This is a genomic window from Nitrospirota bacterium (genome assembly GCA_013388455.1).
Classification (GTDB): Bacteria; Nitrospirota; Thermodesulfovibrionia; order Thermodesulfovibrionales; family SM23-35; genus JACAFF01.
In genome coordinates this window covers 1-22431 of record JACAFF010000044.1, presented here as the reverse complement: position 1 = coordinate 22431, position 22431 = coordinate 1, and the positions used below count along the sequence as shown (strand labels likewise).

Sequence of the window (22431 nt, the reverse complement as noted above, 5' to 3'; positions counted from 1 at the left end):
GCGTTTGCTCATCTTTGCTATCCGCTATGAGCTAAGTGCTATCAGCTAATTCCGTCCGACTTGCATGTGTTAGGCACGCCGCCAGCGTTCGTTCTGAGCCAGGATCAAACTCTCAAAAATAAACTTTTACGGGGCCTACTTTTAGTTTTCAAAGAGCATTTCTACAATCCTTGGGGATTCGAGCATCTGAGGCTTTTCTTAAGTGGGCGCCTTAGTAAATGCTTAGGCTTCCCCTCAGCATATAAAAGCTTTGGGGCTTGCATCACTACATCTACTATTACATCAGCTCCCTTAATTTAGTTGTTCCCTCAGCTCGCTATAACCCCAAGGTCTTGTAGAGAAAAAATAGGCTATACCAAGTGGTATAGCCTGTATTTTCAAAGAACCCACTTGGTTTAGTTCAAATCATCTCGAACCTTTTAAAGTTCATTCTTAATATATAGCATAACATTTTTTAAAAGATAGTCAATAGAAAAATATTTCATATTATATAAAATTAATATTGATTAAAAGAGATTCTGTCTAAATTTTCCCATTTTTCTTTATTTATCTATTATTATCTACTTATTTTATCACACTGGTTCTATTTATTCAAACTGAATCTATAAATATAAAACTATTCCATCTACATAAAAAAATTATCATTTTTTTCTTTCATAATAGTTGATTCAGGGCCATGCCCTGGTAGAATTATTGTATTATCCGGCAGCTCTATTAACCGCTTGAATGATTTTCTAAGTTGATTTATATCACCTCCATATAGGTCAGTTCTTCCAACAGAACCTGCAAAAATAGTGTCCCCTGTAATCAAAATCCCTTCACCGTAAAGACAAATGCTTCCAGGACTGTGTCCTGGTGTATGAAGCACCGTAAATCTCAAATCACCTATTTCTATATTATATCCTTCAGATACAATGATATCAGGTTCTGTCAAAGGTTCAATATCAAATCCCCATGCTAATCCCTGCATTTCGATGTTTTTATAAAGAATAAGGTCATCCTTATGAAGTATTATTTTTGCTTTTGTTATTTCTCTTATTTCATTTATTGCTCCAACATGATCAAAATGTGCATGAGTACAAACAATAAACTTCGTCTCGAGATTATCTTCATTAACAAAATCAAGAATTCTATCTGGTTCATCACCAGGATCAACTATAAAGACTTCTCTGGTCCGTTCATCTCCTATGATGTAACAATTATTTTCTAAGGTCCCTACAACAATTTTCTTAATGATCATTAAAAATTCCCTTTTTTGTTAACTATAACTTATTCGGACAATGACTGCAAACTTAAAAAAGCATTAATATTAAATATCTACTTTTTTGAAAATTTTTGTCTCAACATCTCTTTTAAAAATAAAAGCTCTTCGCTTTTTAGCAAGTAGCTTAGCAATAAATATATAAATGCACAAACGAAAATTGTAATACTTAAATACAGAACTTTATTGAAAATATTACCTGATATTCGCCACAATTCTCCATTAATCAATGACCATCCGATTATTCCCATAATGAATGAAGCTACAATTGTTTTTATAAAAGCATAAAAAATCCTATTTCCATCAATCATTAAAAGTTTCCTCCTGAGAAAAAAGAAAAGGAGCATAAAATTCAACCAAGAAGCGAGAGAATTTGCAAGTGCAAGGCCTCGGTGCTGAAGTAATTTCATAAGAAAAATACTTAAGAATAGATTCGTTAAGACTGCAATGACTGCAATCTTTACAGGTGTTTTTGTATCTTTCATTGAGTAAAAACTTGCAGTAATAACTCTTACCCCGACAATTGACCATATACCGATCGAATAGTAAAGAAGTGCCTGTGATGTACCTATAGTTGCTATGTAATCAAATTTTCCTCTTTGAAAAAGGATATTCACTATAGGTTCTCGCAAAGCTATCAATCCAAACATTGCAGGAACAGTGATAAAAAATAATAATCTTAATGCAAAAGAGAAATCACTTCTAAGTTTATCAAACTCCCCTTTCACAGCATGTTCTGAAAGACTTGGTAAAACCGCCATTCCCATTGCAACCCCGAATATACCTATTGGAAATTGTATAAGTCTCATTGAATAATAAAGATATGTAATACTTCCTTCTGGTAGATAAGAAGCAAGAATTGTACTGATAAAAATATTTATCTGTGCTACTGCCATACCCATAGTCGCAGGTAAAACAAGAATTGACATTTGTTTAAGACCTTCATGTCTTAAATATAAATCTGGTTTTAAAGAGTATCCACTTTTAAAAAATGATGGCATTTGAAATGCAAATTGCATTAATCCTCCCAATGTAACACCAATAGCCACTGCAAGTATAGGTTGTTCCATCATGGGCGCAATAAACAAAACGGTTCCTATTATCGAGACGTTAAGCATTGCTGGTGCAAGAGCAGGGATAAAAAAAGTTCTTTTTACGTTTAACGCTCCCATTGAAAGCGCTGCGAGACTTATGAATAAAAGAAAGGGAAACATGATCCTTGTAAGAAGAACCGTCATTGAAAATTTCTCTTTCATCTTTACAAAGCCCGGTGCAATTAACTTCACTATTTCAGGTGCAAATAAAATCCCAGAAATGCAGATTGAACCCACAAGAATCAAAAGAAAGGTAAATGTAATTCTGACAAGCCTCTTTGCCTCTTCCATACCTTGTTTGTTCAGATATTCTGTTAAAACAGGAATAAAAGCTGATGACATGGAACCTTCAGCAAAAAGCTCTCTTAAAAGGTTAGGGATTCTGAATGCGACAAAGAATGTATCAGCAATGCCAGTAGCACCGAAAAAACGCGCAAGAATCATATCTTTAACATATCCAAGTATCCTGCTGATCAGAGTTGCTACAGACATCAGCCCAGCTGCTCTGGCAATCTTTCCCTTTTCTTCTTTCTGTATCTTCATCTGTCTGAGGATTATAGCAAAAAAAGAAAAGAGAATTTGCAAATTGAACAGTTTGTCTTAAAAATCAGAGTATGCAATCAACCAGCAATCATCTTCCAACCCTACCCAAACAGCATGATTTCCATATAACAGGCAAGCGTCCAAAAGGCATTGCTAAGGATAATGCTGCTGATGAAGATTTTCCAGGCTCGAATCCAATCTCCGTCTTGCCCTGAAGACTTCAGGGCAATCAGTAGATAACCTGTTCTTGCAAAATACTGATTGCTCTTTTTAAAATTTCATATGTCCATTTTAAAAAAAATCGTTGAAAAGAAAAAAGAGAGGCTTGCATTTGCAAAATCCCTGACCCCTTTGACAGAACTAAAATCCATTATCAATGACCTCGAAAAAACAAGGGATTTCAAAAAAGCTATCAAACGGATTTCTGATAACATAAAGCTTATTGCTGAAATAAAGAAAGCATCTCCATTAAAAGGGATTATCAGAAAAGATTTTAATCATTTATCAATAGCCACGACATACGAAAAAAAGAAAGTGAATGCTGTCTCGGTTCTTACTGAAGAGGATTTCTTCATGGGCAGTCTGACTTTTCTATCCGATGTCAAGAAGTTTCTGACAAAACCTGTTTTAAGAAAAGATTTCTTATTTGATGAATACCAGATATATGAATCGAGGGCAAATGGAGCAGATGCCATACTCCTGATTTCCACTATACTTGACAAGAATCAGGCAGCAGAATATATTCATCTGGCAAAAGAAATCGGACTGTCCGTGCTCTTTGAAGTCCATGATTTAAAAGAACTCGAAACAGCACTTCTAATAAATGCCGATATTATCGGCATCAATAACAGGAACCTGAAAACAATGCATATTGACCAATCAACGACGCTCAAACTAAAAAAGGAAATCCCTCCTGATAGAATTGTAGTTACTGAAAGCGGGATTCAAACAAGAGAAGACGTCCTGAAATTCGAAAATGAAGGAATCGATGCTATGCTCATAGGCACATCTTTAATGCAAGCAGATAATATAGGGGAAAAGATTGATGAGCTAATGGGTTAAGTATGATACAATTATTATGTGCCTGTTAGAGTCAAGATATGCGGGATTACCAATATCGCTGATGCATTTGCAGCGATTGAAGCTGGTGCGGATGCATTAGGCTTTGTCTTTTATAAAGCCAGCCCTCGTTCCATAACCCCTGAAAAAGCATCTGAAATTATCAGAAAAATTCCTCCTCTACTCTCAACTGTAGGAGTTTTCGTAAATGAGAATCCTGTGAAAATTAAAAAAATTATAAATATAACAAGAATAGATGTGGTTCAATTACATGGAGAAGAGCCCCCTGATATGTGTGAACTAATTTCTAATAAAATAATTAAGGCCTTCCGTGTAAAATCTCTCGAAAGCCTTGATCCTTTAATACATTACAAAAATAAAGTTTCTGCCTTTCTCCTTGACACTTATACTCCCGATATATTTGGAGGCACTGGACAGATTTTCAATTGGGACATCGCTATTGATGCAAAACAATTTGGACAAATAATACTTGCAGGAGGTTTAACACCTGACAATATTACCAGTGCTGTTAAAAGAGTAAGGCCATATGCGGTTGACGTAAGCAGCGGTATCGAATCAGAGAAAGGCAAAAAAGACCATAAAAAAATGAAACTTTTTATTCAGAAAGCGAAAGAAGCATAGAATATAGAATAATGTATAAAAATCAAGTTATCTGATCTGTGCAAACACGAATCACTGTTTTTACATTTCCTCTCGGATTAAAATCTCCAATGACTTCAAGAAATCTTGGTTTAAGTCTCTTTTCAATATCTGTAAAAATTTTGTTTGTTGCTTCTTCATGAGAAATATAGATTGATCTAAAGTTATTTAAATAGAGTTTAAGAGATTTAAGTTCAATAATTTTTTTATTAGGTATATAACGTATTCTTATAGTTGCAAAGTCAGGATAACCTGAACGTGGACACAAACATGTAAATTCAGAAAATGAGATTGAAATCTCGTAATCCCTTTCAGGATTTGGATTATCCCAAATTTCTAATTTTACTTTCTTTATTGCCTTTTCACCGTATCGCATGAAAAACTTTACCATCTACTATGAAGGATTGTAAAGTTTGAAAATGCTAACAACTTGACTTTGTTTTTTATAAAAAACTATAATTAAAATTCGAATTATGGCAACTTATACCACATATCATCCGCATACTAAAAAACGGAAAAAAACTCATGGCTTTCTTGAAAGGATGAGTTCTTCTGGTGGTCGTAAAGTTCTTAAGAGAAGAAGAGCAAAAGGGCGCAAAAGATTAACGGTTTGAGCAAAAAATCTTTTCGCTCTTTGACCAAAAGGCGGGATTTTGAGCTGGTCTTCAAAGAGGGGATTAATTCAGCTGCCAAACATCTCGTTATTTATGTAAAAAAAAATGAACTTAACTATAATCGTCTTGGGCTTTCTGTAAGCAAAAAAGTTGGGAAAGCTGTAACAAGGAACAGGATAAAACGTCTTTTAAGAGAAGCTATTAGAAAGGTATCAGAGGAAATTCCGTTATATTATGACTTTGTTGTCGTCGCAAGAAGGTCGTCAAGTGAGGCCGAACTGGACGATTTTATAAGGGACATGAAAAAATCTTTGGAAAAAATTATAGATAATGGAAAAGATAATGAAAAATATCCTTATTCTTTTAATTAGAATATATAGATATCTTTTATCACCTTTATTTCCGATGTGCTGTCGGTTTACTCCAACATGCTCTGAATATTCAATCTCTGCGATAGACAAATACGGCACTCTTAAAGGACTGTATTTTTCTATAAGAAGAATAATGAAATGTCATCCATTTAATCCAGGAGGATACGACCCAGTAAAATAATATGGAAAAAAGAGCTCTTATAGCCATAGCAATTTCTTTTCTTATACTCTTTCTTTATCAGTTATTCTTCATGAAATCCGAGCCGCAGAAATCACGGCAATTGCCAGCAAAAGAAAAACAGCAGCCTATTCCTGCTAGACATGAAGTGACTAAACCTGGTATTCCAATTCCTGAGAATACAACTTTTGAAGAAAAAGAGATTAAAATCGAAACCGATTTATATTCAGCAATATTCACAAGCAGAGGAGCATCGCTAAAATACTATGCACTAAAAACTTATAAAGATAAAAATGGGGAAAATGTTGTGCTTTTGAAAAAACCGGGGCTAAAACCCCCTCTGAGTATCGGCTCTAAAGAAGACCTCGAATTGTCAGATGTCAATTTCAACACTTATGGAAAAGATTTAGAATTAAACAAAATTGATAAGACTGGCACTCTTATTTTTGAATACTCACATGAAGGCTCCACCCTAAAGAGAACATATACATTTTATAATGACAGTTTTAAAATAGACATTAGAGATGAAGTCACTGGACTGCCAGCATACTGGATAACAGTCGGAACAGAATTTGGCATATATGACAGTAAAAACACCTCTGTTCATATTGGACCAGTTCTCCTCAAAGAAGCTGACCGTATTGAATTCAATGCACAAAAACTAAATGAACAAAAGAGTTTCCATGAAAATCTCAAATGGATAGCTCAGGAAGATAAGTATTTCTTTGCCTCTCTTGTTCCTTTAACTCCAATGGAGGAAGCAAGGGTATGGAAATTAAAGGATTCTCCTCTCATTGCATTTCATAGCAAACAAGAAATTAATAATTTTATACTCTATGCGGGGCCAAAAGAATATGATACGTTAAAAGCCCTTAATCTCGGCCTTGAGCATATAGTAGATTTTGGATTCTTTTCTATTGTGGCTATCCCACTTTTCTGGATATTGAAATTTTTCTATACATTAGTAGGCAACTATGGTTGGGCAATAATCATATTGACATTAATCGTTAGAATACCATTCATCCCTCTTGTCAACAAAAGCCAGAAGTCTATGAAAAAGATGCAGGAAATACAACCTAAAATGGCCGAAATTAGAGAAAAATACAAGAAAGACCCTCAAAGAATGCAGAAAGAAATGATGGATCTTTATAAGAAACATAAGGTCAATCCGATAGGGGGATGCCTTCCAATACTGCTTCAGATACCTATTTTTTTTGCACTATACAAAATATTACTCATAGCCATAGAACTTCGCAATGCTCCTTTTATGTTATGGATAAAAGATCTTTCAGCACCTGATACCATGTTTGGGCACATTCCTTCATGGTTTCCTTTAATAGGTGGCTTTGCGGTTGGTCCGCTTCCTATATTGATGGGTATTACGATGATAATACAACAGAAAATGACTCCTACATCGCTTGATCCAACACAAAATAAAATAATGATGCTCATGCCTATAATATTTACATTTCTATTCCTTAATTTTGCATCTGGACTTGTTCTTTACTGGCTTATGAATAATGTCTTCAGCATAATCCAGCAGTTTTATGTAAATAAAAAACTCGCCAGAGAAGCAGTGTAAGATAAATAAATCCTTTAGTAAGCTAACAAAAAATTATCAAGTTTAATCCAAATAAAATGCATTTTTCGGGTTAACTTAATAACACTTTTCTAAGTTATACTAAAACATGTTCGTAGATGACACTATAGCAGCTATTTCCACTCCCCTTGGAGAAGGTGGTATTGGGATTATCAGACTAAGTGGTAAAGATGCAATTCCCATAGCTGATAAAATTTTTTGTTCAATTAAAAACAAATCTCTCAAGGATTCAAGTTCATATAAGTTATTTTATGGTCATATAATTGAACCTGCAACAGGCCAGATTATTGATGAAGTTATTGTTACAGTTATGAAAGCTCCATATTCTTATACGAGAGAAGATATTGTTGAAATAAATTGTCACGGAGGAATGATTCCGCTTAAAAAGACCCTTGAAATAGTTTTAAAAGAAGGGGCAAGAATTTCTGATCCTGGTGAATTTACAAAACGTGCTTTTCTGAATGGTAGGATAGATTTGAGTCAGGCCGAAGCTGTGCTTGATTTGATAAGGGCAAAAACTGATGAAAGCAGAAAGATCGCCATAGAACAGATGCAGGGTGGCCTCTCTACAAGAATAAAATCGTTACAAGATAAACTGATAGAAATTTGTACACACGTCGAAGCTTTTATTGATTTCCCCGAGGACGATATAGAAATAACATCAAAACAAGAGCTATTTAATTCCATAAAAGCTGTATATGATAAATTACAGGAACTACTGAAAACATATGATGAGGCAAGGTTTTTCAGAGAGGGTCTTTCAACAGCGATTATTGGGAGACCAAATGTAGGGAAATCTTCTCTCCTGAATGCACTACTTCAGAAAGACAGAGCAATCGTAACAGATATCCCCGGAACTACAAGAGATGTTATCGAGGAATATCTTAACATCAAAGGGCTTCCCCTTAGGATAATGGATACAGCAGGGATCCGTGATGTTGAAGATATTGCGGAAAAAGAAGGTGTAAAAAGAAGCCTCAGAAGTATTGAAAATGCAGATCTTATTATTGCCATATTTGACCTCAGTGAACCATTAAGGGATGAGGACTTTGAAGTTTTTGAAAAGATAAAGAATAAGAATTCAATTATTGTTTTAAATAAATGTGACCTTCCAGCAGCAATAGATCAAAAATCAATTTCTTCAATCATGCCTCATACCACATCCTTTGTTTTACGCATATCAGCAATTAGAGGAGATGGCCTTGAGGAATTGAAAGAAAAGATAGTTGAATCTTGTTTAAAGGATTGGAAGGAAGCGAGAGAAGGGGTTGTCATTTGCAATCTAAGACACAAAGTAGCAATAGAAAATGCATGTGAATCACTCGATGGAGCCATGAATGCACTAACCAAAGAACAACCTCTTGAAATACTCGCCCTTGAATTGAGGGACGCACTTGACAAGCTGGGAGAAATCATCGGGGCTGTTACAACAGAAGACATCCTGAACAAAATATTCAATGATTTTTGCATAGGGAAATAGTCATCTGGATTGCAAAAAGAAAACCACAAAATGTAAAATTTATATTGTTCAGAAATTTATATACAACACTGCAAAAAGGTCATTACTTTTGAAGGATATTCCTATGAAGAGTTTATCATTCGCGATTTTTAAAGGAGAATATTTTAATGGAATGTATACAGGAAAAATTTAAAAAATATTGTAACTGCACATACGAGCCATGCGAGAAAAAAAACAGGTGCTGTGAATGTCTCCATTATCACAGGAGGAACGGCGAACTACCTGCATGCTTCTTTACAAAAGAAGTTGAAAGGACATATGACCGTTCGATAGCAAATTTTATAAGAATGCATAAGAAATAGCATAATAACCAAACTCCAAGCACCAATAACCAAATAAGTTCCAATTACCAATATCCAATTTGAATTGAATTAATAGTTAATATTTGGTTATTGTATTTTGGTCATTGGTTATCATTTGGAATTTGAGATTTGAATTTTTTTAAAATGCCGGTGTGGTGGAATTGGCAGACGCGCCGGACTCAAAATCCGGTGGGGGCAACCCCGTGTGGGTTCGACTCCCACCACCGGCATTAAAAAAATCTTAACAATATCATCAAAACTTCAATTTAATTGAGATTTTAATTTTGCCACCAGCAACCCTGAGGAGATTTCGAGTAAATCTTTTCTTGTAGCTCACGGATCTCCTTTTCGAGTTTTGCAAGAGACTCAGGAGTTACCTTTGGATTGCGCATCGCTTCAGAATAATCAAATCTCTTGTTATGGAGTTCTCTTCTTAATGCGGCGTTTTCATTAAAGAACTTCTGACATTCCTCACTTTGCCAATATCCGGGTCCCATCATACCTGGCCCCATCATACCTGGCCCCATCATTCCGGAACCCATCATCCCGCGTCCCATTCCATAACCTCTGCCCATCATTCCTTGACCCATGCCATAACCTCCACGGGGACCTAAATATTGTCCACAATATGGACAATAATTCCAGTCTTGTCCCCACATCATTGCAGGGTCATCCGCAAATGCAACACTAACAAAAATAAACAATGTTAACAAAGAAATAATAATGACCGATCTCATCACATTTCACCTCCTTTGTTTGTATGGACTTTAATGCTGTCTCCTTAGTTAGCTAAAAGGTTCATCTTTTCTCGATTATTTCAAAATTTTTTATGAACTGTCCGATCTGTATACCGAGATACACACATTTAATCCCTTTTATACATTCTTCTGCATCGTTTTTTTCAAGGTAAGTTGTGAGAGTATGCCGGTTCTTTTTCAGCCTGACAATATATGCATTTTTATCTTTATTAAATCTCAGACTGAAATCGATGTTGGACTTTTGTATTTCCGGATACAGCTCCAGTATCTTATTTCTTAATTCTGAATTCGATATATTTACTTTTTCTTTAGTAACAGATGATAAGGGTTTAATTCTTTTCATCGAACTGTGCCTTTCTAACACTTTTTTCTCTGCCTCAAGCCAGTTATCAAGGTCACGGCCCTCTATCCTGCCGCTTTTCTCGTATAGTTCATATGCCATCTTTGTTATCTCATTATTAATATCCATTCTTCTCCTCACTATACTTGATTTTCCTTTTTTCATTTCAACCCTGCTTCTACAATAGCCCAGTTTATATTCTTAATAAATGCTTCTATACAGTCACCCTTTTGATTCCATAAATCGATCAAAAAGGCATGTTCAAACCAAATGCTCCCAGAAGGGCCTATTTCTATCTAATCTTCTTTTCATATTCACCTTTTATGATCTCGCCTCCTTTCATAAATTACTTTATTTAGTCTTTTCTCCAAAATTGTCTATAAATATACGGGTAATAAACATCTTGCTTCACATATAAAAATCTATCAGAAGGTTATATAAGAATAAATTCGCAGAAATACGTATTTTTCTTTGGTAAAAATACCCATTTGTCAATACGTATAACTACGAATACAGAAAAATTATGTAAGAATAATCAAAATTTATTCGTAAAAATTAAAATGAAAATCAGACATAACCCTTTTGAACTGCGTATTTCACAAGGTCAGCGGTTTTTTTCACATTTAATTTTGCCATAATATTAGCACGATGCCGCTCAACGGTTCTTATGCTTATAAATAGCAGTCGGGAAATCTCTTTATTTGACTTACCCTCTGCTATTAGTTTTAGCACCTCTTTCTCCCGGTTAGAAAGACGCTCGTTTTCTATAGATGGCTTGTAATCTCCACGGTGTATACTTACCCAATCATGTGTTAGATCTTCTATAAGCCTGGGAGAAATATAGAATTTACCTTGTCTTATCTTTTCAATTGCCGTGAATAGTTCTTTATCCGCATCCTCCTTTAGAAGATAGCCATTGGCACCTACTATAGTGGCCTTCTGGAGATATTCTTTGTCTTTATGCATTGTTAAGACAAGTATTTTCAATTCAGGGTTGGTGATTCTTATATCATGAATAGCTTCAATGCCTCTTAAATTAGGCATGGATATATCCACAATAACCATATCAGGAGTAACCGTTTTCAATAGGTTAATGAGTTCAAGCCCATCTCCAGCTTCTCCAACCACATCTAAGCCAGAAGATTCACTGAGGATCCGTTTTAAACCTATTCTAAAGAGAGAATGATCATCTGCTAGAATGATTCGGTAAGAATTCATTTAAGATCTCTCTTTGTCAGAGGTATATTAATCGTTATCTTTGTCCCCTTTCCTACATTGCTACATATATCAAGATCGCCTCGTAACATCCAGACACGTTCTTTCAAACTTCTTAATCCTAATCCCTTCTCAAATAATTTATTCCCGAACAATTCATTTATATCATACCCTTGACCATCATCCTCAACAATAAAAGTAACACTATCCTGAAATCTTTTAATAACAACGGATATGTTATTAGCTTTTGCATGTTTTTCTATATTAGTAATGGATTCCTGAATAATTCTATATATATTAATCTGTTCGCCTTGAGAAAATAAGTTATCAAGGTCCATTATATCATGTATTATATTTATGTTTTTATTATTTCTTTTAAAATTATTAAGCATCCACCTCAAAACAGCTGAAAGCCCTATGTCTTCAAGTATTGATGGACTCAGGTCTCTCGATAGCCGTCTGACATTTTCGAGAACCTGATCAATGTATTGCCTTATGTCTTCACATTCTTCATTAAGGGTTTTCTGGTCTTCTCGAAGGTTTTTACTTATATATCTTATCCTGAGTTTTATAAGAGATAATGCCTGGCCGAGTTCGTCATGCAGTTCTCTCGAAATTCTCCTTCTCTCTTCTTCCTGGCCATTCATCAGTTGCAAAGAGAGTTGGCGGAGTTGTGTTTCTGACTGGCGAAGTTCATTTTCAATTCTTTTAATGTCTGTTATGTCCTGTACAGTCCCAACCATGCGAACAGGCTTCCCATTATTATCAAAAATAACTTCTCCCTGTTCATGGACTATTCTCTCCTTTCTATCCGGTAAAACTATCCTGTGATCAAAAATGTAAGGCTCTTTTTCAAAAAAGGCTTTCTGGACTGCTTTCTGTAATGATTCCCTGTCGTCTGGATGAACAAATTCGAGAAATCTGTCGTAAGTAAGCTCAAACTGATTTGATACAACTCCAAATATTTGGTACATCTCATCCGACCAATACATCTCATTAGTTTTTATATCCCAACCCCAATTTCCAATATGTGCAATCCTTTGTGCTTCCGATAGTCTTGCTTTACTTTCACGAAGCGCTTCTTCAGTATCGAACCTAAAGATAGCCTCTCCAATCACGCTCGACATAATTTCTAAAAATTCTATTACATTTCCAAGCAATATTCCTGCTCTTTCATCCGCCAGATGGATAAGTCCTATCGTCTTATTTCTATGACGAATCGGGACAAGAGCAATAGATAAGAAACCTGCTCGTATACAGTTTCCTCTAAAACGTGTTAACTCTTTTTCCTTGAGACTACTTACAAATTCCTTTGAATTATTTATCCGGAAAGAACCATTTGGTGTAACAAATAACTTGTCCTGTGATTCGAATTGACCAGTAAAAGCTCTGACACATGCGCATACATCCTTATCGAGTGACAACCTTTTTTCAAGTCTTATGAACTCTGGAGTAAAGCCGATATAAGCCTCATAGAAGATATCACGCTTATCTATTATCCTTATACCTACACAACGGCAATCGCACCAACTATGAATAAACTGCACTACCGAATCAAGATATTCCTTCCTTGATTGCTTTTTTGCAAATAATTCGAGAAGGCCGGTGATTAATTTGTTCCTAAATTCAGCCTCCTTTTTTTCCGTAACATCACGAACGATTATCTGGATATTGCCTTCTTCAAACATCTTTGCGCTGACTTCCAAATCAACGATTGAGCCGTCTTTCCTGAATATCTTTCTTTCTCCCCGTACCGACTCCCCCGAAAGCAGGCGTTCAATTGGCAACGGTCTTGATATCAAGTCATCAAAAGGAATCAGGTTTTTAATGTTCATGCCTAAAAGTTCCTCCATGCTGTATCCAGACAACTCGCAAAAAACAGGGTTGACGAGTAATATATTCAACCAATTATCGAGAACAACTATTCCATCTGCTGCATGCTCAATCAAAGAACGATATTTTTCTTCGCTCTTTAAAAGCGCAATCTCCGCTTCTTTGCGCTTTGTGACATCGTTTAGTGAAAAAACAAGAAAAGCAACTTCATTATGTTTGTTTAGTATTGGTGTTAAGGTCCAGTCCCAGTACGTCATTCCCCTTTCTGGATGGTCAGGGAAAGAGAATGGCTTTGCAATAGCCTGGTATGGGATTTTTGTCTCTACCACCCTTCTAAAAATTGCTTCATTTTCTTTATCGGGATAAAGCTCAAAGTGGTTACGTCCATGAAAATCTGATATTTCACGTTGACAGGCAATAGCATAGGCCTCATTAACCCTGATAAAGTTGAAATTCTTATCTAAAAATACAAGAGGAGTAATAGAATAATTAAAGAATGCCTCGAATTCCATATAACTTTTGTTGAGTTCTTCTGTACGTTTCTCAACCATCGTCTCTAAACGCTTTGTATATCTATTTAATTCCTCCTCAAGCTTTTTACGATCGCTTATATCTCGCAGAATAAGTTGGGTTGCTGTTTTACCCATATAGGTAATTGGTGTTGACATTGCTTCAACATGTACAGATTTACCGTCGAGCCGTAGAATTTTCAACTCCCTCAAAGGCATTTGAATTCTGTTTACATAGCTTTTATGTATTCTTTCATTAACAATATCGCTATAGTAAGGATGGACTAACTCTAATACAGGTTTTCCTATTATTTCATCTGGCTTTGTAGCGCCGAAAAGCTTTAGGCCAGAAGTATTTATATATATATATTTTCCTTCTGCGTGAACAGCTATAGCATCAGGTGAAAGCTCTACAAGTGACCTATATCGTTCTTCACTATCTCTAAGCGCCTCTTCTACTCGCTTTTGAGTAAGGGCAATTGCAGAAAGTTTTGCGAAAGCAGATGCAATACGGGCATCGTGCTCATCAAAATCTCCACACTTATTTGAAAGGCCCAATAAACCAATTGCCTTACCATCAATCACCATAGGTGCAAAAAGGACGTTTTTCATTATGACGTGGCCATCGGGCATGTACTGCATCCATTCACTTTCTGAAAAACTGTTATCATATACAGCTTTCATCTTACGATATGCTTCAGCTCGTAAACCACGTATTGGCATCGGTAGAGAAGGATCAACATTGCAGGGAAGTCCGCCTGAATCTAAAAATACAACTTCATTATTAAGCCCGTCTTTACTTAAAATCGAAATATATCCTGACTGAGCCCTGATAAGCTTTTTACAGGAATCGAATATAGAGCGTGCAACTCCATCAAAATCATGATATTGCAACACCGAACGTGCGCAATCAATGATGGCTGAAACTTCCATCTCACGCAACTTTAATTCCTGAAGAGCTTCAATTATCAATTCATCAGGCAATTTGCAGACTTTAATGCTTTCAAGCATATCTGAAAGTGCTTTCTCAGATCTTACTAATTTTTTTACAGTAAACTTTCGAATATCAGCTCCTGAATTTTTGTTATTTTTAATTTTTATACTAGCAAATTGTTCAATAAAATCCTTCTTCTTATATCGACGTTTTACTTCAATTTTTTTTTGTGGGGATTTCTTGGTAAATGTTACATTTTTTTTCTTTTTCATTTAAATTGCTCCCATATTATATCTATAATTTTTTATATTAATATAAATATTTTTCATTTTTCTGTTTTTTTATTTTTAGTCTCCCCTTGCCAAGCATTATTAGGGTTAATTGAATTCAAAAAAGTTTAATTTTTTATCTGCTTCATATGTAAATATGATTTTATTTAATCATTTGCTATAATATAAATTATATGATTATTATCTTAACCCTAAAGATTGAATAAAAAGGCTCTTAATGGAATTTTTACATACTGCTCAAAATACAAGCCATCTAAAAAAAACAAAAATAAAGTGTTGGAAATTTTTTCATTGTGATAAAAAAGAATGTCCTGCTTTCGAATCTCTAAACCTTAATTGCTGGCTTTTTACAGGCACACATTGCCGAAATGAAATCCAGGGGAAATTTATCGATAAGGTTGAAATGTGTCTTGAATGTGAGGTCTTTTTAAGAAATATGGATGCTGATGCAATGAATGAGACCTGCAAAGTCTTCAAGCAACAATTAATAGAATACCGAAAAATTGTTGATCATAGAGATAAAGAATTAGAGAATATGAGTTTAGAACTGGCGATTGCTCTCTCTGAAGTCTTTGAAGCTTTAAAAAAGATTTCTTCAGGAGACCCAAGGGTGAGGATTCCGGAAAAATCTGATATTGAACTAATAACTAAGTTAAAACATATGATAAATCTGACAGCAGAAAATATCGGAGAGATTGTTGACCAATCTCATGAAATTGCGATAAGTATAGCAGAGCATTTTGACGTGCTTCATAGAGTATCAAAAGGTGATTTAAAAGCAAGAGTTAACAGCAGTTCAGAAATCGAGCTTTTAGAATCTCTTAAGAAGGTCACAAACGACACGATCAAGAGCATATCCAGAGAGATTTCAGAGCGCAAATCAGCAGAAATAGCCCTACGGAAACTTGAAGCGTTGAAATCTTCGATATTAAGTGCTATTTCTCATCCTGTACTTGGTTTAGAGGAACGCAAAATCTTCTTTGCCAATCAGGCAGTAAAAAAAGTTTTTGGTTGGACACCAGGGGAATTGATAGGCAAGAGCGCAAGAATTCTATACAGAAACGATGAAGAATACGATAAAATGGGCAGGCTATTCTACCCTGCCATTGAGAAACGAAAACATTATACAATAGAATTTCCTTATCGCTGTAAAGACGGCAGGGACATTTTTTGTTTGGTCAGTGGTTCTGTGATTGGTAAAAAATTGAAGAGGAAGCGCGTTGTTGCGGTTTATGAGGATATTACTGAACGAAAAAAGGCAGAAGAAGAATTAAAAATTTCAAGGGAACAGCTACGTTATCTATCTGCTTATTTACAATCAGCAATCGAAGAAGAAAGAATGCAAATTGCACGGGATATTCATGATGAACTCGGTCAGTTGTTAACAGCTCTAAAGATGGATTTGTTCTGGTTAAATAATAATTTTCAAAAAAATAAAAATAAGAAACTAATTTTCTTGAAAATGAAATCAATGGCTGTATTAATTGATAACGCTGTAAAAACAGTACAAAAAAAGTCAGCTGAATTGAGACCTGGTATGCTGGATGACCTCGGGCTTACAGCTGCAATAGAATGGAACGCTCAGGAATTTTCTGAAAGGACAGGTATTAAATGTGAACTCAACATGGATTTTTCAGATGATATTAAGTTGGATAAAAATATTTCAATAGCTATTTACCGTATTTTCCAGGAGGCGCTCACCAATGTATTTCGACATGCCAACGCAACCAGTGTAGAAATAAATCTGAATAAGAAAACAGATAATATTATTCTCGAGATAAAAGACAATGGTATAGGAATAACACAAAATCAAATAATAAATGCCAGATCGTATGGCCTTACAGGGATCCGGGAACGTGCCCATCTTTTTGGAGGCAAAGTCAAAATTGTTGGGATTCCTAATAAAGGAACAAGAATAACAGTTAGTATTCCATATAAAAGCAACCCGAATTTCTTCGAAAAATAATCCTTAATACATAATCATTTAGAACTCTGCTTCTTATCATCAGTTACGTAGTTTTACTGATACATCAATAAGTATTTCTTCTCAAACAAAATGAGTAATTTACCCAACATATAAATACGTATTTCCCCGAATTTATTCCGAATTAATCTCTTGTTAATCTTAAAACAAACAAAGAAAAAATAATCTTAACAGGGGAAAGGGCCAAATAAATTGCATTATTAAAAAATTAATTGAATGCAAAATTGCAATACAACTAAGAGGGAGGATATTATTTATGAAAAATAGATTTTTTATATTTAAAAAAGAATTACTATTTCTTTCTTTTTCAGTATTTCTATTGCTTCTGTTTTGCCTCTTCTCATCAGGTTCTGAAGCATTTACTTTACAAGTCAAAGGCGTTAATAAGGATGGCACTTACACAAATGTTATAGGTTATAGATGGCTTGTAGAAGAAGATGCTACACATCACGTTATTCCAGGGGACCCTTCAACAAATTGGGCTATAGACTTTCATAAGAGTTATATGCCTGTTGTTGCTGAGGGACATGGAACAGGCATAACAACAATAACCATTCCTGATACATCTAAACATTATTATGTTTCTGTTCTTCCTGATCGGGTACCTCCGCCTGGAACAAGCTATACCATTGGAGGAGCTGCGGTTTCCCCTGGACAAACTGCTGTTACGGTTTATGTAAATGCACTTCCACTTCCGACTGCGCAGATAACAATTTTTGTCTTTGAGGATAATCAGCCTATAAACAATGCACCGGATCTTCCAGCAGAGCATGGGCTTCAAGGTTTCAGCATTATACTCGAGGATGCAGGCGGGAGATATGGTATTTCAGCAGGGCAACAGATGATGGATGCCTTCGGTAATCCACTGGGGACAGAATATGATGCTGCGGGCAATCCAATATCTATGGGCACCGGCATAATACTGACAGACGCAAACGGGATGGCAATTATTAAGTATCTCGCACCTGGTAAATATGGTATTAGAGCTATTCCTCCTGTTGGCCAGAAATGGATTCAAACATCGACTATTGAAGGAACAAAAACAATAGACGCCTGGATTAAGGCGAATGAACCACCTTATTTTGCTGAATTTGGTCCACCTGGTCCTCATGTATCTATTGGATTTATACAGCCTTTAAACGACACTACAGCACTTACTGGTGGAACTACCCTCAGTGGACAGGTTGTAAATCTGCATTTATCCCGTCCTCCTGATTATACATTTCATGCAGGTGGCCTTTTTGCACATACAACACCTTGGGTTGGTTTAAACCTTGGAGCAGCAGGTACCGGTAGAGGCATTTATGCTCAGAGGTGCAATCCAGATGGCACATTTCAAATTCCGAATGTTCCTCCGGGTGATTATCAGCTTGTAGTCTGGGACGATAATTTGGATTTGATTTTCGCTTTTTATACGGTTACAGTAAATCCAGACGGCTCGTGTAATACTCAAACAGGTAGTTGTAACTTCGGGGAAATACCTGTTTTTCAATGGTTCACAAGACTTGAGCATTGGGTTTTCAATGATAGTAATGCTGATGGATTCTGGGATATGGATGCAGGTGAAATGGGAATCCCGGAACAGAATATAAATCTGCGATGGAGGGATGGCACAATATATCAAGCTTTTCCTACTGATGGAGAAGGCTTTGTCCCATTCGATCAGGTATTTCCTTTTTTTAGCTGGCTCGTAGCAGAGGTAGATTTTGCCAGATTCAAAGCTACTGGTGTTACAGTTGTTGTGGATGCAGGAGGATCAATTAATACTGCTGATCCATGGACATTCAGCGGTATTTTGAATCCACAGGATCAGGATGGCATGTGGGGTTCTCCGATTTTGCCATATAGAACTGAAATAGGTCCTATTCTTACTCAAGCATTTCAGGGATTCCTCGGACAAACGAGTGTAATGATGTGGGGTAAAAAGGCTTATGACCCCGATGAAAACGGTGGAATTTCTGGCATCGTCTATTATTCAACAACAAGGGCTGAAGACAGACCTGAATATGGGGTTGCAGAAGTATGGGAACCAGGAATTCCAGATGTTACAGTTAATCTTTATGACTCAAGTGGGACAATGTTATTAAATACAACAACAACAGATAGCTGGGATAAAAATTTGCCTTCAGATTGTCCGGGTGATCCCACAAATCCATTCTATTTTGGCGGTAAATGCTTTGATGGAATAGCAAATTGGAATCAAGTAAGACCTGGAATATTTGATGGAGGGTATGCCTTCTTAACATATTTTGTGGATGGTACTGGTTCTCCTGTTCCTTATGGTACTCCAGGTGCCCTTGAAGTACCTCTACCTCAAGGGCAATATATTGTTGAAGTAGTTCCACCACCTGGTTATAAGATTGTTAGATCACAGGACAAAAATGTCGATTTCGGCGATGACTATACAATAAGCCCGTTTGCTCTTCCATATCCATGTGTCGGTAGCACTTATGTGGTACCACCAGAATTAAGCCTGTTCCCGGGGATACCTGCTCCATTAGCTGGAGAAACAATGAATTTATGTAATAGAAAACTCATAAACCTAAATAACGGAAAAAATGCGGCAGCAGATTTCTTTCTTTTCACTGAGGTTCCTATATCAGGACATATCGTTGGTTTTATTCTCGATGATACTTCAAACGAATTCGATCCAACTTCTCCTCAATTCGGTGAAAAATATGCACCTCCATGGATTCCAGTTTCTATACGAGATTGGACAGGTAGAGAGCTATCACGTGTATATTCCGATCAATACGGAAGATATAATGCATTAGTTCCATCAACTTACACAGATAATCTTCCACAGCCAAGCGGCATATCCCCCAACATGATCACAGTTTGTCTTAATTCGCCAACCATGCCAGATCCTTTAAATCCTGAACTGTATCTACCTGACCCACATTTTAATCCTCAATACAGTCAATTTTGTTATACATTTCAGTATATGCCCGGCACTACAACATATCTTGATACCCCAGTTATTCCTGTTGCTGCTTTCGCTGGTCCTGACCAATTTCCACTCGACTGCGAGTTTCCTGATGGAACACCAGTAATTAACAGGGTGACGAATACTGCAAACCAGGGACCTTATGTCTCATCTACAGGGCAACAGATTGTTATCATATCAGAGGGAGATGCAACACCAGTTACCAACCCAGCATATTGTCCCGGACCTCCCATCACTTCCACATGTCCTGTGATTGATACTAATAAGACAGTGCCCCGCGATTACAGTTTTGGGAGCATTCAAGGTACGGTAACCATCGGAGGGGTACCTTTAACTATAAACAGTTGGACTACTTCACCTTCTGTAAACGGCAATTATACAAGAGTTATAGCGACTGTGCCGGCAGGAGTAACAACAGGCCAGTTAATGGTTCAACGTGGAGATAATTCAAAAACTACTGTAACCGGTATTACATTGACTGTTGGCGGTCCAGCACCAATTCAGGTAGGTCCGACTAATTCAATCCAGGATGCGATAAATGCTGCAGCGCCAGGAAGTCTGATAAATGTTCAGGGATTGCATGAAGAACTTGTAATTATTTGGAAACCTGTAAAACTTCAGGGCTGGGGAACGGGGATCTCTATAATTAATGCAGTAAAAACCCCTGCTGAGAAATTACAGGAATGGAGAACAAATGTCCAGACCCTTATCAATGCTGGAGCGGTTGATCTTCTCCCTGCACAGGAAAATATTCCAGGCGGCTTAGAACCAGCTCTTCTTTTCAATGAAGAAGGCCCTGCCATTATCGTACTTTCGTCCAATACAATTCCATCTCGATTTTTTGGATTAGGCGGCGATGGAAGGCCAAATGCAAGGATAGATGGCTTTATGATTACCGGAGCTGATCATGCTGGCGGCATTATGGTAAATGGATATGCTCATTATCTCGAAATCGGGAACAACCGCATAATTAATAACAATGGTTTTTATGGAGGTGGAATACGTATCGGGCATCCTGTTCTTATAGAAGAAACCCCCGATGGGCTAATTTACCAGAACAGCTTTAATGACAACATCAATATGCACAATAATCATATTCTTCAGAATAGTGGTCTTGATGGAGTTGGTGGAGGAATTTCAATTCATACAGGTGCAGATTCCTACCAGGTCAACGAGAACTACATATGTGGAAACTTCACCCTCGGAGATGGCGGTGGAATAGGTCATCTTGGATTAAGCCACAATGGAATGATTAAATATAATACCATCATATTTAATGAATCCTTTAATCAAGGAGTAACTGTATCAGGTGGTGGTGTATTTATCGGTGGTGGTTCTCCATTAGGTGGTCCCGGAAGTCTTACAGAGGGTTCTGGTTCGGTCAAAATAATTTCTAATCTGATACAGGAAAATTCTGCGAGTGCAGGAGACGGAGGAGGAATCAGGTTAAACCGTATTAATGGTCAGGAAGTGCAAATTAACCCGGATCCGAATAACTGGTATTCAATTGACATATTTAATAATATAATAGCCAATAATGTTGCTGGCCTTGCAGGCGCAGGTATCTCTATGCAAGATGCTGCAAGGGTAAACATAATTCATAACACCATAACGAAAAACGATAGTACTGGGACTGCCGGTGAAGCCTTTAGCCCAGGAAGCCCTAATCAGTCAAATCCTCAACCCTCAGGAATTATATCACGCGCACACAGTGCAGAGCTAAAGCTAAGCACCGGTCAGGATTTCTCTGAACCACAGCTGACTAACAATATTATCTGGCAGAACAGGTCTTTTTATTTCTTCGGGGATACTAATGCAGTTCCACCAGTTTACCAGTTGTTGCTGGATACACCAGTATATCGGGATATCGAAGTGATGGGGACTACTGTCCCAGAAATGATGGACCCCCAATATTGCATACTAACCGATGCTACTGGTTATAGCGCGACAAATATTCAAGCTGACCCTATGTTTGTCCATGAATATTTTAATGGAGACAGGGGTATTTCTATAGTAAATCCAGAGATTACAACAGCAATACAGGCACCACCAGCATTCGATGAAGGCGGGAATTTTATCAGGGTGCGATTTGGACCTCTCACACTTACACGGCTGGATACCGGACAACTCTATGGAGACTATCATACCCAGAGTAGTTCACCAGCAATAAATAGCGGTATTGATGTAACAGGGACATATACTGATCTTGCAATTGACTATGATAAAGACACACGGCCGGACGGTGGGGGTATTGACATTGGAGCAGATGAGTACCATACAAGTACTCCTGTTTTATCAATAACAATCATATCCCCGGCTGGAGGAGAGACATGGGAAGCTGGCACAACTCATCAGGTAACATGGACATATACAGGAGACCCGGGACCGTCTGTTAATATAGAGCTTCTCAGGGAAGGTTC

18 protein-coding genes, 1 tRNA gene and 1 other annotated feature are annotated in these 22431 nt (G+C 36.7%); of the genes, 11 read left to right on the top strand and 8 right to left on the bottom strand.

Annotated features, from left to right (window positions below):
- Positions 1 to 31 precede the first annotated feature (31 nt).
- Positions 32 to 123, bottom strand: a sequence feature (possible 16S ribosomal RNA but 16S or 23S rRNA prediction is too short).
- Between the two features lie 502 nt (positions 124 to 625).
- Together HXY53_10540 and murJ are read right to left on the bottom strand one after the other, a co-directional pair.
- A complete protein-coding gene (locus HXY53_10540; protein ID NWF76980.1) occupies positions 626 to 1240 on the bottom strand; it encodes an MBL fold metallo-hydrolase in 615 nt (204 codons plus the stop codon).
- A 77-nt stretch (positions 1241 to 1317) separates the two neighbouring features.
- On the bottom strand, positions 1318 to 2898 hold the full coding sequence (gene murJ, locus HXY53_10535) for a murein biosynthesis integral membrane protein MurJ (protein NWF76979.1): 1581 nt from the start codon (positions 2896 to 2898) through the stop codon (positions 1318 to 1320).
- A 282-nt stretch (positions 2899 to 3180) separates the two neighbouring features.
- On the opposite strand from murJ, the gene trpC reads away from it, so the two are divergent.
- Both trpC and HXY53_10525 read left to right on the top strand, forming a co-directional pair.
- The gene (gene trpC / locus HXY53_10530; protein NWF76978.1) at positions 3181 to 3960 is read left to right on the top strand and encodes an indole-3-glycerol phosphate synthase TrpC; all 780 of its coding nucleotides are present in this window, start codon (positions 3181 to 3183) and stop codon (positions 3958 to 3960) included.
- An 18-nt stretch (positions 3961 to 3978) separates the two neighbouring features.
- On the top strand, positions 3979 to 4599 hold the full coding sequence (locus tag HXY53_10525) for a phosphoribosylanthranilate isomerase (protein NWF76977.1): 621 nt from the start codon (positions 3979 to 3981) through the stop codon (positions 4597 to 4599).
- 22 nt (positions 4600 to 4621) lie between these two features.
- On the opposite strand, the gene queF is transcribed toward HXY53_10525, so the two are convergent.
- Entirely contained in the window at positions 4622 to 4993 is a 372-nt protein-coding gene (gene queF / locus HXY53_10520) for an NADPH-dependent 7-cyano-7-deazaguanine reductase QueF (protein ID NWF76976.1), read from the bottom strand.
- A 97-nt stretch (positions 4994 to 5090) separates the two neighbouring features.
- Here queF and rpmH point away from each other — a divergent pair, with 97 nt between their 5' ends.
- The 7 genes from rpmH to HXY53_10485 all read left to right on the top strand — a co-directional run bounded on the left by rpmH (position 5091) and on the right by HXY53_10485 (position 9431).
- The gene (gene rpmH / locus HXY53_10515) at positions 5091 to 5231 is read left to right on the top strand and encodes a 50S ribosomal protein L34 (GenBank protein ID NWF76975.1); all 141 of its coding nucleotides are present in this window, start codon (positions 5091 to 5093) and stop codon (positions 5229 to 5231) included.
- Positions 5228 to 5602, top strand: a complete 375-nt coding sequence (rnpA, locus tag HXY53_10510) for a ribonuclease P protein component (GenBank protein NWF76974.1) — start codon at positions 5228 to 5230, stop codon at positions 5600 to 5602. The genes rpmH and rnpA overlap by 4 nt, the downstream gene beginning before the upstream one ends.
- The gene (gene yidD / locus HXY53_10505; protein NWF76973.1) at positions 5574 to 5783 is read left to right on the top strand and encodes a membrane protein insertion efficiency factor YidD; all 210 of its coding nucleotides are present in this window, start codon (positions 5574 to 5576) and stop codon (positions 5781 to 5783) included. Before rnpA ends, yidD begins: the two co-directional genes overlap by 29 nt.
- A 1-nt stretch (position 5784) precedes the next feature.
- Positions 5785 to 7362 (top strand): membrane protein insertase YidC, encoded by a 1578-nt coding sequence (gene yidC / locus HXY53_10500; GenBank protein NWF76972.1) that lies wholly within the window; start codon positions 5785 to 5787, stop codon positions 7360 to 7362.
- Positions 7363 to 7468: 106 nt separating this feature from the next.
- On the top strand, positions 7469 to 8860 hold the full coding sequence (mnmE, locus tag HXY53_10495; protein NWF76971.1) for a tRNA uridine-5-carboxymethylaminomethyl(34) synthesis GTPase MnmE: 1392 nt from the start codon (positions 7469 to 7471) through the stop codon (positions 8858 to 8860).
- A gap of 146 nt (positions 8861 to 9006) precedes the next feature.
- Positions 9007 to 9201 carry a hypothetical protein gene (locus tag HXY53_10490; protein NWF76970.1) on the top strand — a complete coding sequence of 65 codons (195 nt, stop codon included), beginning with the start codon at positions 9007 to 9009 and terminating at the stop codon, positions 9199 to 9201.
- 146 nt (positions 9202 to 9347) lie between these two features.
- Positions 9348 to 9431, top strand: a tRNA-Leu gene (locus tag HXY53_10485).
- A gap of 48 nt (positions 9432 to 9479) precedes the next feature.
- On the opposite strand, the gene HXY53_10480 is transcribed toward HXY53_10485, so the two are convergent.
- The 5 genes from HXY53_10480 to HXY53_10460 form a co-directional block, all read right to left on the bottom strand.
- The gene (locus HXY53_10480; GenBank protein ID NWF76969.1) at positions 9480 to 9938 is read right to left on the bottom strand and encodes a hypothetical protein; all 459 of its coding nucleotides are present in this window, start codon (positions 9936 to 9938) and stop codon (positions 9480 to 9482) included.
- 61 nt (positions 9939 to 9999) lie between these two features.
- Complete coding sequence (locus HXY53_10475) at positions 10000 to 10464, bottom strand: DUF2934 domain-containing protein (GenBank protein ID NWF76968.1); 465 nt, start codon at positions 10462 to 10464, stop codon at positions 10000 to 10002.
- Complete coding sequence (locus HXY53_10470; protein NWF76967.1) at positions 10461 to 10550, bottom strand: hypothetical protein; 90 nt, start codon at positions 10548 to 10550, stop codon at positions 10461 to 10463. Before HXY53_10470 ends, HXY53_10475 begins: the two co-directional genes overlap by 4 nt.
- A gap of 316 nt (positions 10551 to 10866) precedes the next feature.
- Positions 10867 to 11517, bottom strand: a complete 651-nt coding sequence (locus HXY53_10465) for a response regulator transcription factor (GenBank protein ID NWF76966.1) — start codon at positions 11515 to 11517, stop codon at positions 10867 to 10869.
- Positions 11514 to 15062 (bottom strand): PAS domain S-box protein, encoded by a 3549-nt coding sequence (locus tag HXY53_10460; GenBank protein NWF76965.1) that lies wholly within the window; start codon positions 15060 to 15062, stop codon positions 11514 to 11516. Before HXY53_10460 ends, HXY53_10465 begins: the two co-directional genes overlap by 4 nt.
- A gap of 235 nt (positions 15063 to 15297) precedes the next feature.
- On the opposite strand from HXY53_10460, the gene HXY53_10455 reads away from it, so the two are divergent.
- Both HXY53_10455 and HXY53_10450 read left to right on the top strand, forming a co-directional pair.
- On the top strand, positions 15298 to 17046 hold the full coding sequence (locus HXY53_10455; GenBank protein NWF76964.1) for a PAS domain-containing sensor histidine kinase: 1749 nt from the start codon (positions 15298 to 15300) through the stop codon (positions 17044 to 17046).
- Between the two features lie 274 nt (positions 17047 to 17320).
- The coding region (locus HXY53_10450; GenBank protein NWF76963.1) for a hypothetical protein at positions 17321 to 22431 on the top strand (5111 nt) is incomplete at its 3' end.

What these genes read in the sequence shown, in the direction of transcription:
- HXY53_10540 (NWF76980.1), bottom strand. Translation starts at nt 1,240, where the DNA reads ATGATCATTAAGAAAATTGTTGTAGGGACCTTAGAAAATAATTGTTAC.
- murJ (NWF76979.1), bottom strand. Translation starts at nt 2,898, where the DNA reads ATGAAGATACAGAAAGAAGAAAAGGGAAAGATTGCCAGAGCAGCTGGG.
- trpC (NWF76978.1), top strand. Translation starts at nt 3,181, where the DNA reads ATGTCCATTTTAAAAAAAATCGTTGAAAAGAAAAAAGAGAGGCTTGCA.
- queF (NWF76976.1), bottom strand. Translation starts at nt 4,993, where the DNA reads ATGCGATACGGTGAAAAGGCAATAAAGAAAGTAAAATTAGAAATTTGG.
- rpmH (NWF76975.1), top strand. Translation starts at nt 5,091, where the DNA reads ATGGCAACTTATACCACATATCATCCGCATACTAAAAAACGGAAAAAA.
- yidD (NWF76973.1), top strand. Translation starts at nt 5,574, where the DNA reads ATGAAAAATATCCTTATTCTTTTAATTAGAATATATAGATATCTTTTA.
- yidC (NWF76972.1), top strand. Translation starts at nt 5,785, where the DNA reads ATGGAAAAAAGAGCTCTTATAGCCATAGCAATTTCTTTTCTTATACTC.
- mnmE (NWF76971.1), top strand. Translation starts at nt 7,469, where the DNA reads ATGTTCGTAGATGACACTATAGCAGCTATTTCCACTCCCCTTGGAGAA.
- HXY53_10490 (NWF76970.1), top strand. Translation starts at nt 9,007, where the DNA reads ATGGAATGTATACAGGAAAAATTTAAAAAATATTGTAACTGCACATAC.
- HXY53_10480 (NWF76969.1), bottom strand. Translation starts at nt 9,938, where the DNA reads ATGAGATCGGTCATTATTATTTCTTTGTTAACATTGTTTATTTTTGTT.
- HXY53_10475 (NWF76968.1), bottom strand. Translation starts at nt 10,464, where the DNA reads ATGAAAAAAGGAAAATCAAGTATAGTGAGGAGAAGAATGGATATTAAT.
- HXY53_10465 (NWF76966.1), bottom strand. Translation starts at nt 11,517, where the DNA reads ATGAATTCTTACCGAATCATTCTAGCAGATGATCATTCTCTCTTTAGA.
- HXY53_10460 (NWF76965.1), bottom strand. Translation starts at nt 15,062, where the DNA reads ATGAAAAAGAAAAAAAATGTAACATTTACCAAGAAATCCCCACAAAAA.
- HXY53_10455 (NWF76964.1), top strand. Translation starts at nt 15,298, where the DNA reads ATGGAATTTTTACATACTGCTCAAAATACAAGCCATCTAAAAAAAACA.